Genomic DNA, 17,317 nt, shown 5'->3' on the forward strand with positions numbered 1-17,317 from the left:
TTAACAAATAGAAAATTAAAAAGCCAAAATAGCTCAACGGTAGAGCAACTGTCTTGTAAACAGTAGGTTGCAGGTTCGATTCCTGTTTTTGGCACCAAGTAATTAATTCATGTCCCGTTAGCTCAGTTGGTAGAGCACTTGACTTTTAATCAAGGTGTCAAAGGTTCGAGTCCTTTACGGGATACCAATTTAGTTTTTAAAAAATTTAGTTTTTAAAAAAAATATTTTGTTTATTTTTTGCCCGGATGGTGGAATAGGTAGACACGTGGGACTTAAAATCCCATGATTTTAACATCGTGCCGGTTCAAGTCCGGCTCTGGGTACCAAATATTTTAGGGGCTTTAGCTCAGTTGGTAGAGCATCTGTTTTGCAAACAGAAGGTCGACGGTTCGAATCCGTTAAGCTCCACCAAATTATTTTTTTTTAATATTAAAAATTTATAATTAATTAATATATTTTGAATGGCGGTGTAGCTCAGTTGGCTAGAGCGTACGGTTCATACCCGTGAGGTCAAGGGTTCAAATCCCTTTGCCGCTACCATAAGGACCTGTAGCTCAGCTGGTCAGAGCCACCGGCTCATAACCGGTTGGTCGTAGGTTCGAATCCTACCGGGTCCACCAAAACAGTTTTTAGGAGGAATACCCAAGTCCGGCTGAAGGGATCAGTCTTGAAAACTGACAGGTCTGAAAAGACGCGGGGGTTCGAATCCCTCTTCCTCCGCCATTTATAAGTATTTTAATTATATTTATATTAATTTTTAATAAATTTTATTTTTATGATATCGCGGGATAGAGCAGTTTGGTAGCTCGTCGGGCTCATAACCCGAAGGTCGTAGGTTCGAATCCTTCTCCCGCAACCAAAATGGTTCGGTGGTGTAGTGGTTAACATGCTTGCCTGTCACGCAGGAGATCGCGGGTTCGAGTCCCGTCCGAACCGCCAAAATTTTTTTTATATATTCATATATAACGGCGGCTCTGTAGCTCAGTCGGTAGAGCAGTGGCCTGAAGAGCCTCGTGTCGGCAGTTCGATTCTGCCCGGAGCCACCATATTTTATTAATATTAAGAGTATATTTTTATTTTTAATAATTTAAGCAGTAATCTTTATTAAAAATAGAGATTACTTTTTTTATTTTAATTTATAATTTAAATAATTTTCATTTATAGTGAATTTTTTTTTTTTTTAAAAAAACAAATTAAAATTAGTAAAGTGGTGTTTTATTTGGATTTTTTTTATTTTATTAATTTATTTATATTTTTTAAATTTATTTTAGGTTTTATTTTTTTATTTTTTGGTATTTATTTTTTTATTTTGCCTCAAGAATTTATTATTGGTGGATTAGAAGGAATTTTAATTTTTTTAGATAAAATATTTTTTTATAAAAATAATAAACAAAATTATTTTTTTACTAAAAATAATGTTATTATTATAATTCGAATTATTTTTTTATTTTTAAGTTTACTTTTACATGGTTTTTTATTTTTTTTAAAGACTTTAATTATTACGTTATTTTTTTCTTTTGGTTTTAAAATATTTGATTATTGGAAAATCAATCAAAATTTTATTATTTATAAGTTCCCTCGTTTTATTAAAAATAATAAAATATATGAATTATTTTTATCTATCATTATCATTATTTTAAGTGTTAGCATTGGATGTGGTTTTATTTTTTCTGTTGATGCTTGTACAGGCGGAACAGATTGTATTTTTTTAAAATTACATTTAAGTTATAAAATTGAATTATTTTATATTTTATTTTTTACAGATGGTTTAGTTATTATTATTTCTTTTTTAATAGATTTTTATAGAAAAATTAATAATAAAAAAATTATTTTTGTTAAATATATTTGTTCTTATATATGTTTTTTTACAGTTAGTTTTATTATAAATATATTAAATAAATATAATTTTTTATCACTTGACAATTTATATATAAAATAATAAAATATTTCTAGCAATCATTTTAATGATTGCTAATGAGGTATTGACTGATGTTGTCTAATAGAAAAAAAATTATTTTAAAATCTATTATAGAAAATTATTCAAAAGAAACAAAACCTGTTAGTTCAAAATTATTAACTTATACACTTCATTTAAATGTTTCTAGTGCTACTATTCGAGCCGATATGGCTGAATTAGAAAAACAAGGTTATTTATTAAAAAAAAATTATAATTCTAGTGGTAGAATTCCTTCATTTAAAGGTTATAATTATTATTTGAAAAATTTAATTAATAGAGAAGAAGAATTTATAGATTTTTTTTCTTTATTTGATAAAATTATTAAAAAAAAAAGTTTTACTAAAGAACAATTAATTAAAAAAGTTTTAGAACTTTTAAGCGAATTAACAAGTTATACCGCAATAGCAATTGGATCTGATATTTTTAAAACTAGTAAAATTAATAAAATTGATTTAATTTATTTAAATTATTTTCAATTAATTATTTTAATTGTTACAGATAAAGGTCATATTCAGCACAAAAATATTGTTTTAAATCAAAAAAAAGGCGTTAATATATTAGATATTAAGAAATTAATAAGAATTTTAAATGATTTTTTAAAAGGAAAATTTTTGTTTGAAGCAGCATTTATTATTCAAAGTGATATTGTAAAAAAAACTATTGGTAAATATATTAATTATCAAGAACAATTAATTAAAACTTTTGTTAAAATTTTTGCTAATTTTGTTGATAATAATTATTATTTATCTGGAGTTTTAAATATTTTAAATCAACCAGAATTTAATAACATAGAAGTTATTAAAAAATTTATTAATTTTTTAACTAAAAAAGAATTAATAAAAATTATGAATATTAAAAAAAGAATTACTTTTAAATTTTCTGATAATATAGAATTAATTCAGTTAGAAAATTTTACTATTATTTCTATACCTTATTCTATTAGTAGAAATGAAAAGGGACAAATAGCTATTTTAGGTCCTTATAAAATGAATTATTATAAAGTTATACCTCTTTTAGAATATTTATCGGTTTATTTATCTAATTTATATGATTTAAATAATTGAAAACAAGTTAAAAATAAGGAGTTTATTATGGATAATAAAAAGGATATTTTTGATTCTGAAAAAAATGAAGAAGTTATCAATGAAGAAAAAAATTTATCAGATAATAATCAAATTCCAAAAGTAGAAAACAATAATGTTTCTAATAAGGATAAATGTTGTTGTGAACAAGAAAACAATGATAAATTTTCAAAAGTAGAAAACAATAATGTTTGTAATAAGGATAAATGTTGTTGTGAACAAGAAAACAATGATCAAAGTAAAGAATTAAATATTAAAGAATATATTAAAATTTTAGAAACAAAAATTAAAAATTTAGAAAAAGATTTTATGAATTTAAATCAAACACATGAAAATGAAAAATTAAGATATAGATCAGATTTAGAAAATTTTACTAAAAGAATTAATAAAGAAAGAATTAAAGAACGTAAATATGCTTCTATGAAATTTATAGAAAATATTTTAGTTCCTTTTGAACAATTTGAAAAAGTTTTAGAAATGAATGTTGAAAATGAAATATTAAAAAAATTTTTAGTTGGATTTCAAATGATTCATCAACAAATGAAAAATATTTTTAAAGAAGAAGGTTTAAAAGAAATTGATTCTTTAGGAAAGAATTTTGATCCTAAATTACATTATGCAATGGAAAAAATATCTGATAAAAATCAACCTAATAATTCTAATATTTATGTTTTACAAAAAGGTTATTTATATAAAGAAAGAGTATTAAAACCAGCAATGGTTAAAGTAAACGAATGGAGTGAAGAAGATGACAAAGACAAATAAAATTATTGGTATTGATTTAGGAACAACAAATTCTTGTGTTGCCGTTATGGAAGGTGGAGAATCAAAAGTTATTGCTAATGCTGAAGGTGGAAGAACTACTCCTTCTGTAGTTGCTTTTAAAGGAGATAATATTATGGTTGGAGAAATTGCTAAAAGACAAGCTATTACAAATCCTAACACTGTTATTTCTATTAAAAGACATATGGGTGAAACAAAATATACAGTTTCTGTTGACGGAAAGAAATATACTCCTCAAGAAATTAGTGCTATGATTTTACAAAATTTGAAAAAAACAGCAGAAGAATATTTAGGTTCAGAAGTAACTCAAGCTGTTATTACAGTTCCAGCTTATTTTAATGATGCTCAAAGACAAGCCACTAAAGATGCAGGTAAAATTGCTGGTTTAGAAGTAAAAAGAATTATAAATGAACCAACTGCAGCTGCTTTAGCTTATGGTATTGATAAAAACAATAAAAAAGAACAAACTGTTTTAGTATTTGATTTAGGAGGAGGAACTTTTGATGTTTCAATTCTTAATTTAGCAGATGGAACTTTTGAAGTTTTATCAACATCTGGAGATAATAAACTTGGTGGAGACGATTTTGATCAAAGAATTGTTGATTATTTAGTGAAAGAATTTAAAAAAGAAAATTTAATAGATTTATCTAAAGATAAAATGGCTTTACAACGTTTAAAAGACTCTGCAGAAAAAGCTAAAAAAGAATTAAGTGGTGTAAGTTCTACTCAAATATCTTTACCTTTTATTACTATGAGTGAATCTGGTCCTTTGCATTTAGAAAATAATTTAACTAGAGCTAAATTTGATGAATTAACTGTTGATTTAGTTCAACGTTGTTTAGGACCGGTAAAATCTGCTTTAAGTGATGCTAAATTAACTTGTGATAAAATTGATCAAGTTCTTTTGGTTGGTGGTTCAACTAGAATACCTTCAGTTCAAGAATTAGTTAAAAAAGAGATTCAAAAAACTCCTAATAAAGGAATTAATCCTGATGAAGTAGTTTCAATGGGTGCTGCTATTCAAGGTGGTATTTTATCTGGTGATGTTAAAGATGTTTTATTATTAGATGTAACTCCTCTTTCTTTAGGTATTGAAACTTTGGGTAATGTTTTTACTAAATTAATTGAAAGAAATACTACTATTCCTACTTCAAAAACACAAGTTTTTTCTACTGCAGCTGATAATCAACCGGCAGTAGATATTCACGTATTACAAGGTGAAAGAACATTAGCAACCGATAATAAAACTTTAGGGCGTTTTCAATTAACTGATATTCCACCAGCACCAAGAGGAACACCACAAATTAGTGTAACTTTTGATATTGATGCTAATGGAATTGTATCAGTTAAAGCTAAAGACTTAGGTACTAATAAAGAACAAAAAATAGTTATTACCAGTTCAGGAACTTTATCTAAAGAAGAAATTCAAAGAATGATTAAAGAAGCTGAAGAAAATGCTGAAGCTGATCGTTTAAAAAAAGAATTGATTGATATTAAAAACGAAGCTGATACTTTAATTTTTCAAACTAAAAAAGCTTTAGTTGATTTAAAAGATGATGTTGAAGTTAAAGAAAAAGAAAAAATTGAATCTAAAATTAAAGAACTTGAAGAAGTTATTTTAAAAGATGATGTTAATGTTATTAAAGAAAAAATTAATGCTTTATCTCAAGATGCACAGAATATTGCTATTAAAGCTTATCAAAAAAATCAAAATAAAACAGTAAACAATGAAAAAAATTCATCTAACAACAATAAAGAAGAAAAAGTTAAAGATGATCAAGTTGTAGATGCAGATTTTGAAGAAAAAAAATAGTTTCAAATTTTTTTAAAAAAAGGGGACTTGCATTAGGTCTCCCTTTATATTATTATTTTGATTTATTTAAAATTATTTAGAATTTGATAAAATTTGGAGTTAACAATATGATAAAAAAAAGAGACTATTATGAAGTTTTGGGCATATCAAGAGATGCAAGTGCTGAAGAAATTAGAAAAGCTTATAGAAAAATGGCAAAACAATATCATCCTGATATTTCTAAAGAACATGATTCTGAAAAAAAATTCAAAGAAGTTCAAGAAGCTTATGAAGTTTTAAGTGATCCTAATAAAAAATCTAATTATGATAATTTTGGTCATCAAAATACTAGTGGTGGTAATGATGGTTTTGAAGGTTTTGGTAGTAATTTTGGTGATTTTGATGATATTTTTAGTAATTTATTTAGTCAAAATAGCAGAAATAAAAAAACATCATCTGATGATTTTGATGAAAAAATCGAAATAGAAATTGATTTTTTAGAAGCTGTTTTGGGAACAAAAAAAAATATTCAATTAGTTTTAGAAGATTATTGTCAAGAATGTAATGGTTCTGGTGCCCAAAATAATAATGATGTTTCGACTTGTCAATACTGTAATGGTTTAGGATATGTTAATATAGAACAAAGAATTTTTTTTGGTAATGTTCGTTCACAACAAAAATGTTCTTATTGTGATGGTCAAGGACAAAAAATAAAAAATAAATGTTTTTTTTGTAAAGGTAAAAAAACTCAAAAATATAAAAAGAATTTAGTTTTAGATGTTCCCGCTGGAATCGATAATGGTATGACTTTAAAAATGTCTCAAAAAGGTCACTGTGGTATAATTGGTAATAATAAATTAAAAGGAGATTTGTATATTACTTTTAGAGTTAAAAAAAGTAAAGTTTTTTCTAGAAAAGGTTTAGATGTTTATACAGAAATTTTTATTACTTTCTCCCAAGCTGTTTTAGGATTTGTTATTGCAATAGAAACTATTTATGGTAAAGTTGATTTAAAAATTCCTGCAGGAACACAATCTGGTAATAAAATGAGATTAAAAAATAAAGGTATAGTAGACGTTAATAGTTATTACAATAAGGGTGATCATTATGTTATTGTTAACGTAGAAACACCTAAGAATCTTTCGCAAGAACAGAAAAAATTATTTGAAGATTTACAAAAATTAGAAAATAATTATTATAAAAATAAAACAAAAAATAGTTTTTTTAAAAAATTTTTATAAAAAAAGTTAATAAATGTTATAATTAAATTTGAGTAGTATTATCGATTTATAAAATTTATTTAATAAATAATAATATATTAAAAAAGGATTATTATACTAATGATTTTAATTAAATATAATCGAAAAAATGATTTTAAACCCTATTTTTATTTTGCTTTAGAAGAATATATTTTATCTAATTTATTGAGTAAAGAACAAGAAGCTTTCTTTTTTATGTGGCAAATTCACGGAATTGTTATAGGGAAAAATCAAATTATAGAAAATGAAGTTAATTTAGATTTTTTGAAAAAAAATAACATTCCTATTTTTAGACGTCCTACAGGGGGTGGTTGTGTATATAATGACCCCCAAGTTCCTTTATTTAGTATTGTTGTTAGAAAAAAAGATAAAAATTTTAATTTTAAAATATATTTACAAAAAATTATTGATGTTTTTAAAGACTTAGGCGTTAATTTACATTTTAGTGGCAGAAATGATATTTTATTAAATGACAAAAAAGTTTCTGGTAGTTCTTTTATGCAAACTAAAAATGGTATGATCATGCATGGAACATTACTTTATGATTGTGATGTAGAAACTATGGTTAGATCTTTAAATCCTAATGATGAGAAACTTATTTCTAAAGGTATCGATAGTGTTAAATCTAGAATTACTAATTTAAAAGATTATATTAAGAATATTTCACAAAAACAATTGCATAAAATTTTAGAAATAAAACTAACTGACAAAGAGTATATTTTAAGTTCTAAACAAGTTTTTGAAGTAGAATCATTGTCTAAAAAATACATGACTAAAGAATGGCTTTATTTTCAACACCCTGAATATTCAAAAATTTTAAAAAAACGTTTTTCTTGGGGATATTTGGAAATTTTATTGTTTTTAAAAGATGGTAAAATTACAAAAATGAATTTAGTGGGTGATTTTTTTCATAAAAGTGATAATTTACAATTATTTATAGAAAAATTTGAAGGATCATTATATTCTTTAAAATTTTTAGAAAAAATTTTAGCTCAAAATGATATTAGTGAATATATTTTAGATGCTTCGAATAAAGACTTTATTTCATTATTAAAAGAAGGTATTGTAGAAAAATTATTGGATTATAATGATTAATATTAAACGATTTACAAATTAAATATTTTTTCTTTTTGATAATAACATAACTAATTTTAGTAATGTTATTATCAAATAAAATTTTTATCAAAAAATATTATTAAAAATTTTTTGATAAAAATTTTATTTAAATCTTCAAAAATATAATATAAAAAATTAATAATATTAAATTTTATATAATTATAAGGAGGGAATATATTATAAAATGCAAATTAATTTGCTTAAAAAAGTAATTATTATTACATTATTATTTATTAGTTGTTTTATAATTGAAATATTTTCTAAGCTTACTATTAATAGTTTTGCAGATTGTCATAATTCTTTTTTTAAAATAGAATTTTTACCATTGATTTTGATAGGTTTTTTATTTGGTTTTAAATATGGGTTTTTATCTAATTTATTATATTTGTTAATTCATTTTATATTTGAATATTTTTATATTTCAGAAACATTATTTTCATCTTTAGACTTATCGAAATTATTTATTTTTTGTTTATTTTTTTTTAAATTTTTTTTACCTTATATATATTGTTCTTTTTCTGGTTTATTTTATAGACAAGATTTACAACATTTAAATCATAAAAAAAATATTATATTAACTTTTTTTATTATAGTTGTATTAAATATTATTTCTGTTTTTTTAATGGTTGAAATTTTATCAAAATTGTCGCCGTCGTCTTTACATAATATTGAACATCATGAACATGATAAAAATTTATTTAAATTTTTTTTTAGTGAAAATATTCCTTTTAAAACAATTTATTTAATTTATAATTTATTATCAGTGTTAGTTAATTATTTTATTATTTGTTTACTTTTTATTTTGATTATTCCTCGATTAAAAGATAATTTGTATAAATTATCTTAATATTTTAAAATTATTTTATTAATTGATCTACTATTTTTAAATAATTTATACGTGGATTATTATATTGAAAAGATATATTTAAATTATTATTTAATAAAATTTTATATTTAATACTTTTAACCCCCTTTTTTAAATATTTTATTATTAAATTAATTGGAATTAAAAAATATTCATCATTAATTTTAAAATGAACAATAAAAAAAGCTAATCCTTTATTATTATTTATTTGTTCTAAGTGTTTAATTTGGTGAAGAGGTATATTTGAAAATGGATAAGAAGTTTTACAATTAGTTTCTTTTACATCAAATGTTATATATTTTCCTTTGTATAAGCCGTGATAATCTGGTAAAGCTTCTTTACGAAAGTAAGCTTCAGTTATTTTAGCTTTATTTCTAGAAGGATAGCTAACTTTTACAATTTGAATAGGGATAGGGTTTTTATAAATAAAAGCAATTTGATTTTCTAAGTAAAATTTATTAGTAATGTTAATATCTTTTTCTAATGACATTCCTAAATTACTTTTATTATTATTTTTTTGAATTTTATTTTTTTTAACTGTTGGATACTTCATAATATTTTATTTTTCTTTCTTTTTAGCTCATATATTCAATTATAAACTAAATTTTTATTTTCTTATTTTATTAAAATTTTAAATAAAGGATATTTATTTATATGAAAGAAATTCAATTTTTTGCTTTAGGAGGCCTGAACGAAAATGGTAAAAATTTTTATTTATTAAAAATAAAAAAATCATATTTTATTATTGATGCAGGTTTAAAATATCCTAATGAAAATATGTATGGTATTGATTGTATTATTGCTGATTATAATCAATTAGAAAATATCAAAGATCAAATAAAAGGAATTTTTTTAACTTCAGCTTCCGAAACTTATATAGGTGGTTTTTTTTACTTAATTAAATATTTAAAAAAACCAGTTTATACATCTTATTTTATTATGCAGGTATTAAAAAAATATTTAAAAAAGCATAATATTATTTATCAAGATTTAGAATTAAATATTTTAAAAGATGATCAAGTAGTCACATTTTCAGATACAAAAGTTTCTTTCTTTTTTATTACACAATATTTACCTGAAACTTTAGGTTTAGCTTTTGAAACTGAAAAAGGTTTTATTGTATATTCTAATGAAGTTCAATTTTTACAACAAAAAGATAAATCTTTTTTTACTGATTATTTTAAATTAACATCCATTGCAAAACAAAAAGTTCTTGCTTTTTTTATGACTTCTCAAGGTGCTTTTATTTCAGGAGAAAAAGAAAAATTACAAAATATTCATTATTGTTTGAATAATCATTTTATTAATCTTAAAAGAAATATTATTATCGCTCTTTTAATTCCGGATTTATTAAAAATTCAATTAATTGTTGATATTGCTATAAAAAGAAATTTAAAAATAGCAATTTTAGGCAGAAAAAGCCAAATTATTATGGATGTAGCTTTACAAAAAAAATATTTAAAAATACCTGATTCTCATTTTGTTAATTTAAAAAAAATAGAAGATCATTTAAATTATAAAAATTTAGTTGTTATAGTTGTGGGTAAACAATTTGAACCTTTTTATCGTTTACAAAGAATGTGTAAAAAGACTGATCGTTTAGTTCATTTAACTTCCGAAGATAAAGTAATATTAATGTCTATTGAAACTGCAGGCAGCGCTAGAATTTATTCTAAAACTTTAGATTTTTTATCTCGTTGTAATGTTTCAATAGATATTTTGATTAAAGATTTATTAACTTATTCATATAATTTTAGTGAAAATTTAAAATTTATGTTAAACTTACTAAAACCTAAATATTTAATTCCAATTTCGGGCGAATATCGCCATCAATATCAAGTTAAAAAAATATCTAATGAATTAGATTATTTAGATAAAAATATTTTTTTATTAGAAAATGGTGATATTTTTTATTATGATTTTAAAAAAGAACCTTATATTCAAAAAAAAGCTTTTAAAAAATTAGGCGAAATTTTAATAGATGGTACTCCTGTTGAAGATGGTAATGATTTTATTATGAAAGATCGTGAATTTTTAGCTATGGATGGTGTTATTATGTTTATTGCTAATATTAATATTAAACATAAAAAAATATTAGGTAAAACTGAATTAGTAAGTAAAGGTTTTATAACCTCAACTGAAGTTAATAATATCTTTTTTGCTAAGTTAAAACAAAATTTTGAAAATAAAATTGAATTTTTTTTAAAACAAAATAATTTAAAATGGTTGGTTTTTAAAAAAAATTTAAGAGAAGAATTAGTAAAATTTATTTTTAAAGAAATTAGAAAAAAACCCATTGTTATTCCTATTTTGATTACTATAGGTAATTATTAATTATAAAATATATTATAATTTTATATTTTTTACTAATATAAGAAAGGTATTATGAAATAAATGAAAATTATTCATCCAAAAGCTAATTTGCAAGATTTTGATATCTTTTTTTGTGCTTTAGGTGGATTAGGTGAAGTCGGTAAAAATATGTATATTTTCGAAATTGAAAAAAATATTTTTATTGTAGATGCAGGTATTTTATTTTCTGATAATATTTTATTTGGTGTTAATTATGTTATTCCTAATTATGAATATTTATTAGAAAATGAAAATAGAATTGTAGGACTTTTTGTAACTCATGGTCATGAAGATCATATCGGAAGTATTCCTTATTTATTAAAAAAAGTTAAAATTCCTAAAATTTTTGTTTCTGGTATTGCTTATGATTTACTTGAAATTAAATTATTAGAACATAAAGATATTGTTAATAATTTAACTAAAATTGAAAAATATAATAATAATTCTAAATATAAATTTGGTAATACAGAAATTTCTTTTGTTCGTTTAAATCATTCTATTCCGGATATGTTTGGTATTATTTTTAAAACTAAAAATGGCAATATTTTTCACACTGGAGATTTTAAAATTGATTATACTCCTGTTGGACCTGGGGCGGAATATGAAAAATTAACAGAAATTCAAAAAGAAGGTGTTTTATGTTTGCTTTCGGATTCAACAAATGCTGAAAAAGAAGAATTAATTCAATCAGAAAATAAAATTGGAGAATCTATTAATGATCTTTTTTCACAAATAACTGGGAGAATTATTATTGTTACATTTGCATCTAATTTTTATCGTATAAAACAAATTATTGAATCTACTATTTTTACTAAAAGAAAATTAGCTGTTTTTGGTCGTAGTATGGAAAAAACTATTGAAACAGGAAAAAAAAATGGTTATTTTAAAATATCTAATGATTTAATTATTAATAATAATAATATAAATAAATATAACGATATTACTTTACTTTGTACAGGGTCTCAAGGCGAACCCTTAGCAGCTTTAAGTCGTATTGCGAATAACACTCACAAACAAATTAAACTTAATAAAGGAGATACTGTTATTTTTTCTTCTTCTCCTATTCCAGGTAACCAAGATAGTATTAATAAAATTATTGATTTACTTTTAAAAATAGATATTAATGTTATTACTCATGGACCTTTAATTAATACTCATACTTCAGGTCATGGAAGTCAAAATGATTTAAAATTAATTTTAAGTTTAGTTAAACCTAAATATTTTATTCCTATTCATGGTGAACATCGTATGTTGACTAAACATAAACAATTAGCAATTGATTGTGGTGTATTACCAGAAAATATTTTAATTTTAGATAATGGACAACTAGTTGGTTTAAATTCACAAAAAATTGAATTATTAGGAAGATTACCTGCAGGAAATATTCAAATTGATGGTTCTGGTGTTGGCGATGATATAGGTAATTTAATTTTAAAAGAAAGACGAACTTTAAGTGAAGAAGGTTTGTTATCGGTTATTATTACTATTGATTATAAGAAAAAAAAAGTTTTAAATTTTCCTATGATTATTTCTCGAGGTTTTATTTATATGAAGGGCAATCAAAAATTAATTCGTAAAATATCTTTGGAAATTAAACAAAAAGTAGAAGAAGTAATACAAAAACAAGATATAATAAAATTATATTTAAAAAAAATAATTATAGATTATTTAACTTCTTATATTTATGAATTAACATTGCGAAATCCTATTATTGTTCCTATTATTTTAAATATTTAATTTTTATTATTAAATAAATTTTTTGCATAAGGGTTTTGTAAATATGATTTCATCTAAACAAAATATTATTTTTAAAAAAATGAAAAAATTATTAAATAAAAAATATTGTGATTTATATCAACAATTTTTAGTTTTTGGAGATCATTTAATTGAAGAAGCAGAAAAAACAAAATCTATTATAGAAATTTATACTACTTCTTTGAATAAAAAAGGTATTTTAATATCTACTGATTTAATGAAAAATTTAAAACAAACAAAAACTTTATTTGAACAAGTAGCAATTTGTAAACATCATAATAATCCTATTTTTAGTAATAAAATTTTAGTTTTAGATGATATTCAAGATCCTTCTAATTTAGGTGTTTTATTAAGAAGTTCTTTAGCTTTTGGTTTTAATCAAGTTTTGTTAAGTAAAAATAGTGCAAGTTTTTATAATGAAAAAACAATTAGAGCGAGTCAAGGCGCTATATTTTATCTTTATTTTCAAAGAGGCAATTTAGAACATTTATTAAAAAAATTTAAAAATAAAAATTACACAATTTTTAGTTCTTTAGTTCATAAAAATAAAAAAACTTTAAGTATTGATCAGTTAAATAAATTTCCCAAAGATATGAAAAAAATATTAGTTTTAGGAAATGAAGGTTCTGGTATTTCTTATAATATTGAATTAATTACGGATTATTTTTTAAATATTCCTACTAAAAAAGTAGAAAGTTTAAATGTATCAATAGCAGGTAGTATTTTAATGCATTATTTATAATATATATTTTTGTTAAATAAAAAAATATTAATTTAAATTTTCTATTTTTTATTGTTATTAAAAAAGTTATTTGTTATTTCATAATAATTTATAGTTTATAAAATAAATTTAAAATTAATAAACTTATAATATATTAAAAAATATATATTATATAATTTTTTTTTTAATAAAACTTAGAAAAAAATGGAATCTCAAAATTATTAATGAACTAAAATTAGAATAAAAAAATAAAAAAATTTCAAATAATCAAAGAAGTAATTTTAAAAGATTTTTTATATAAAAAATATACAAAACAAGATTATATAAATTTTTCTAATATTAAAAAAAATGTTAATTTAATGTGTTAATTTTTAAAAGGAAACTAAATTAAAATCTAGTTATAGATTGTTTATGTTTTTATTTTATAAAATTATTTTTTTCTAAAAAAATTCATTATTATTTATTGATTATTGTTTTTTAAATTTTATTATTATTTCTTTTCTGTTTATTTTTCTTACTTTAATAAAAAATAAAATATAAAATTAAATTTACTAATAACAAAATTTTTCAAAAATAATAATTTAGTTAACTACTTTAAATACTTTTATTTTTGTTTTTTTAAGTAAAGTTTTTATTTTTTTATTAAAGAAATTAATTTAATAATTTTTTCTAATTAATAATAATTTTGCCCTTTTTTTAAGAAAACTGGTTTATTAAATTAACCCCCCCTTTTTTTTAGGGGATTTTTTTATTAATAGTTATAAAATAATGATTTTTAATAATAAAAAATATAATTCTAAGTTAATAAAAATAAACAAATATAAATTAACTTTTAAATTTAAATATTGATTAATAATTCATTTTATTATTTTATTTTTTTAAATATTTCTATTATAAATAAAGGCATAATGGATAAAAAAATTATTAATAAAAAATCTTTTAAATCTAAATCTGCTAAATTTAAAATATTTTTAAAAAATGGTAAAAATATAGTTAAAAATTGTAATAAACAACTAAAAATAAATATTTTTATTAAAAACTTGCTAGGTTTTAAAACAAAAATAGATTTGCGAAAATTTATTAAATTAAAAACGTGAACTAATTGAGATAAAGCTAAAACCATAAAAGCAAAAGTTTGAGCATATTTATAATTATTCACTATTGTATCAGTTTTATGAATATTAAAACCAATTACAGCAGATATAAAAGTTAAAGAACCAATCATTATTCCTTCTAATATTATTTTTAATATTAAATCTTTGTTTATAATATTATTTTTAATATTTCTTGGCGGTTTTGTCATTAAATTATGTTCTTTGGAATCTATTCCTAAAGCTATTGCTATTAATGAATCTGTAATTAAATTAATCCAAAGAATTTGTACAGCATTTAATAATAAAAAATTAGAAGAAAATAAAAAACTATTTAAACAAGTATTTAGTAAAACAGCAAATATTTCTCCAGTATTACAACTTATTAGAAAAATTAAACTTTTTTGCATACTATTGAAAATATTTCTACCCTCTTTAATAGCATAAGCAATAGTTAAAAGATTGTCATCTGTGATAATTATATCTGAAGCTGTTTTAGAAATTTCAGTACCAGCTTTACCCATAGAAATGCCTATATCAGCTTTTTTTATACTAGGAGCATCATTGACGCCATCGCCTATCATTGCAACAATTACATCTTTTTTTTGCCAAGCTTCTATAATTTTTAATTTATTTTCTGGATTTGTTCTAGCGTAAACTTTAATTAAATGAAGTTTTTCATTAAATTCTTTTTCAGACATTTTATTTAAAACATCGCCAGTAATTATTAAATCTTTTTTTTTATCAAAGATTTTTAATTCTGTTGCTATTGCTTCTGCTGTATTAATATTATCGCCAGTAATCATAATGGTTATAATATGAGCTTTTTTAAAAATTTTAATAGTTTCAAAAGCTTCTTTTTTAACATTATCTTTAATTGATATTAAACCTAAAAAAATTAAATTTTTTTCAATTTTTTGGATATCCTTATTATTTTTTATATTAAAATTATAATCTAATTTTTGATATGCTAAACCTAAAATTCTTAAAGATTTTTTACTCATTGTTTCTAAATAATTTTCAAATAATTTTAAATTATTTTTTTTTTTTATTAAAATCTCTCCTTCATTATCTATATATTTACAAATATTTAATAAAATTTCTGGTGCTCCTTTTGTTATTGCAAAACATTCTTGTTTATTTTTATGTATAGTAGTCATTAATTTTTTTTTAGAATCAAAAGGTAATTCATAAATTTTAATATTTTGGTTTCTTAAATTTGGAATATCATATTTTAAAAAAACACCTAAATCTATAAATGATTTATCTATTGGATTGTTAGCATATGAATGATATTTTTTTTTTTTGTTATTTTTTTCAATATCATAATCAGCATTATTACATAATAAACCATAATTTAATATTTTTACTAAATTTTTATTTAAGATATTTTTTTTATTAATTATATAATTATTTTTATATAAGTATATATCTGTAATTTTTAATTTATTTTCTGTTAAAGTGCCTGTTTTGTCTGTGCAAATAATTTTTGTTGCCCCTAAAGATTCTAAAGAACGAATATTTTTAACAATCGTTTTTTTATCTAATAATTTTTTCATTCCTAATGTTAAAATAATAGTAATAATAGTTAATAATCCTTCAGGAATGGCCGCTACAGCTAAAGAAATAGAATTTAAAAATGTATTTTTAAAAACTTCTAAATTGATTTCTTTTAAATAATAATGTTTTGATAAGATAAAAAAAGTATTTAAAATAATTAATGTTAAAATTATAATAGTTAAAAATTTACCTAATTTATTAATATTATTTTCTAAAGGTGTTCTTTTTTTTTTAATATTTTGAATTAATGAAATAATTTTTCCTATTTCTGTTTTCATACCTGTAGCAATAACTAAACCTTTTGCTTTTCCATAAGTAACTACAGTATTTTTAAAAACTAAATTTTTACAATTTAAAATTTCTGTTTCTTTATCTGAAATTGTTAAATTATTTTTTGTTATTGATATATTTTCTCCCGTTAAAAAAGATTCTTCGATTTGTAAGTTATAAGTTTCTATTAATCTTAAATCAGCTGGAACTAAATTTCCTGTTTCTAAAAAAATAACATCTCCTTTTACTAAATCTTCTATAAAAACCATTTTAATTTTATTATCTCTCAAAACCTTAATATAACTTAATGTTTTTTTGTTTATAAATATAGATGTTTTTTCTGATTTATTTTCATAAAAAACACCTAATAAAGCGTTACAAAAAATAATTAATAAAATTAATATTCCTTCAAATAATTCATTTTTATTTTTTGTTAAAAAACCAATTATTAATGTAATAGATGAAGATGTTAATAAAATAAAAACTAAAAAATTTTGAATTTGTTTTTTTAGTTTAAACCAAAAAGAAGTTTTAATAAAATCTTTTAGTTTATTTTTACCTTCTAAATTAAGTTTTTCTTTTGCTTTAACAGAACTAAGTCCTTTTTGGATATTTGTTTCTAGTATTTTTTCTAATTCTTTCAGATTTTTTTTAGCAAATAATATTTTCATATTTAAATTTTTTTATTTCCTTATACTATATTTTTTATATGAT

General features: G+C 21.3%; 12 protein-coding genes and 10 tRNA genes. 20 read left to right on the forward strand and 2 right to left on the reverse strand.

What is annotated here, in order from left to right; all coding sequences use genetic code 11:
- Window positions 1-22 precede the first annotated feature (22 nt).
- The 17 genes from ACLHHF_RS01145 (at window position 23) to ACLHHF_RS01225 (ending at window position 8,836) form a co-directional block, all read left to right on the forward strand.
- Window positions 23-97, forward strand: a tRNA-Thr gene (locus ACLHHF_RS01145).
- A 14-nt stretch (window positions 98-111) separates the two neighbouring features.
- A tRNA-Lys gene (locus tag ACLHHF_RS01150) sits at window positions 112-187 on the forward strand.
- A gap of 52 nt (window positions 188-239) precedes the next feature.
- Window positions 240-326 (forward strand) — tRNA-Leu (locus ACLHHF_RS01155).
- 9 nt (window positions 327-335) lie between these two features.
- A tRNA-Ala gene (locus ACLHHF_RS01160) sits at window positions 336-411 on the forward strand.
- 52 nt (window positions 412-463) lie between these two features.
- Window positions 464-540, forward strand: a tRNA-Met gene (locus tag ACLHHF_RS01165).
- Window positions 541-543: 3 nt separating this feature from the next.
- Window positions 544-620: transfer RNA gene (locus ACLHHF_RS01170), tRNA-Ile, on the forward strand.
- Between the two features lie 12 nt (window positions 621-632).
- Window positions 633-723: transfer RNA gene (locus ACLHHF_RS01175), tRNA-Ser, on the forward strand.
- Between the two features lie 59 nt (window positions 724-782).
- A tRNA-Met gene (locus tag ACLHHF_RS01180) sits at window positions 783-859 on the forward strand.
- Between the two features lie 4 nt (window positions 860-863).
- A tRNA-Asp gene (locus ACLHHF_RS01185) sits at window positions 864-939 on the forward strand.
- A 31-nt stretch (window positions 940-970) separates the two neighbouring features.
- Window positions 971-1,046: transfer RNA gene (locus ACLHHF_RS01190), tRNA-Phe, on the forward strand.
- 173 nt (window positions 1,047-1,219) lie between these two features.
- The gene (locus ACLHHF_RS01195; RefSeq protein ID WP_411308002.1) at window positions 1,220-1,939 is read left to right on the forward strand and encodes a YitT family protein; all 720 of its coding nucleotides are present in this window, start codon (window positions 1,220-1,222) and stop codon (window positions 1,937-1,939) included.
- Window positions 1,940-1,989: 50 nt separating this feature from the next.
- Complete coding sequence (gene hrcA, locus ACLHHF_RS01200; protein WP_411308003.1) at window positions 1,990-3,021, forward strand: heat-inducible transcriptional repressor HrcA; 1,032 nt, start codon at window positions 1,990-1,992, stop codon at window positions 3,019-3,021.
- Between the two features lie 27 nt (window positions 3,022-3,048).
- A complete protein-coding gene (locus ACLHHF_RS01205) occupies window positions 3,049-3,804 on the forward strand; it encodes a nucleotide exchange factor GrpE (RefSeq protein WP_411308004.1) in 756 nt (251 codons plus the stop codon).
- Window positions 3,788-5,635, forward strand: coding sequence for a molecular chaperone DnaK (gene dnaK / locus ACLHHF_RS01210; RefSeq protein ID WP_411308005.1), 1,848 nt, complete (start codon window positions 3,788-3,790; stop codon window positions 5,633-5,635). Before ACLHHF_RS01205 ends, dnaK begins: the two co-directional genes overlap by 17 nt.
- A gap of 107 nt (window positions 5,636-5,742) precedes the next feature.
- The gene (gene dnaJ / locus ACLHHF_RS01215) at window positions 5,743-6,855 is read left to right on the forward strand and encodes a molecular chaperone DnaJ (protein WP_411308006.1); all 1,113 of its coding nucleotides are present in this window, start codon (window positions 5,743-5,745) and stop codon (window positions 6,853-6,855) included.
- A 99-nt stretch (window positions 6,856-6,954) separates the two neighbouring features.
- Window positions 6,955-7,968 carry a lipoate--protein ligase gene (locus tag ACLHHF_RS01220; protein WP_411308007.1) on the forward strand — a complete coding sequence of 338 codons (1,014 nt, stop codon included), beginning with the start codon at window positions 6,955-6,957 and terminating at the stop codon, window positions 7,966-7,968.
- 205 nt (window positions 7,969-8,173) lie between these two features.
- Window positions 8,174-8,836: a hypothetical protein gene (locus ACLHHF_RS01225; RefSeq protein WP_411308008.1), complete on the forward strand. Its 663-nt coding sequence runs from the start codon at window positions 8,174-8,176 to the stop codon at window positions 8,834-8,836.
- A gap of 10 nt (window positions 8,837-8,846) precedes the next feature.
- On the opposite strand, the gene recU is transcribed toward ACLHHF_RS01225, so the two are convergent.
- The gene (recU, locus tag ACLHHF_RS01230; RefSeq protein WP_411308009.1) at window positions 8,847-9,407 is read right to left on the reverse strand and encodes a Holliday junction resolvase RecU; all 561 of its coding nucleotides are present in this window, start codon (window positions 9,405-9,407) and stop codon (window positions 8,847-8,849) included.
- Window positions 9,408-9,508: 101 nt separating this feature from the next.
- Here recU and ACLHHF_RS01235 point away from each other — a divergent pair, with 101 nt between their 5' ends.
- Genes ACLHHF_RS01235 through ACLHHF_RS01245 form a run of 3 tightly spaced genes read left to right on the forward strand, consistent with a single transcriptional unit; the run spans window position 9,509 to window position 13,703 of the window.
- Window positions 9,509-11,188, forward strand: a complete 1,680-nt coding sequence (locus ACLHHF_RS01235; protein ID WP_411308010.1) for a ribonuclease J — start codon at window positions 9,509-9,511, stop codon at window positions 11,186-11,188.
- Between the two features lie 60 nt (window positions 11,189-11,248).
- A complete protein-coding gene (locus ACLHHF_RS01240; RefSeq protein WP_411308011.1) occupies window positions 11,249-12,943 on the forward strand; it encodes a ribonuclease J in 1,695 nt (564 codons plus the stop codon).
- A 43-nt stretch (window positions 12,944-12,986) separates the two neighbouring features.
- A complete protein-coding gene (locus ACLHHF_RS01245; RefSeq protein WP_411308012.1) occupies window positions 12,987-13,703 on the forward strand; it encodes a TrmH family RNA methyltransferase in 717 nt (238 codons plus the stop codon).
- 844 nt (window positions 13,704-14,547) lie between these two features.
- Here ACLHHF_RS01245 and ACLHHF_RS01250 read toward each other — a convergent pair.
- Window positions 14,548-17,274, reverse strand: coding sequence for a cation-translocating P-type ATPase (locus ACLHHF_RS01250; protein ID WP_411308013.1), 2,727 nt, complete (start codon window positions 17,272-17,274; stop codon window positions 14,548-14,550).
- Window positions 17,275-17,317: the final 43 nt, after the last annotated feature.

Source organism: Candidatus Phytoplasma pyri (assembly GCF_046600495.1).
GTDB lineage: Bacteria > Bacillota_I > Bacilli_A > Acholeplasmatales > Acholeplasmataceae > Phytoplasma > Phytoplasma pyri.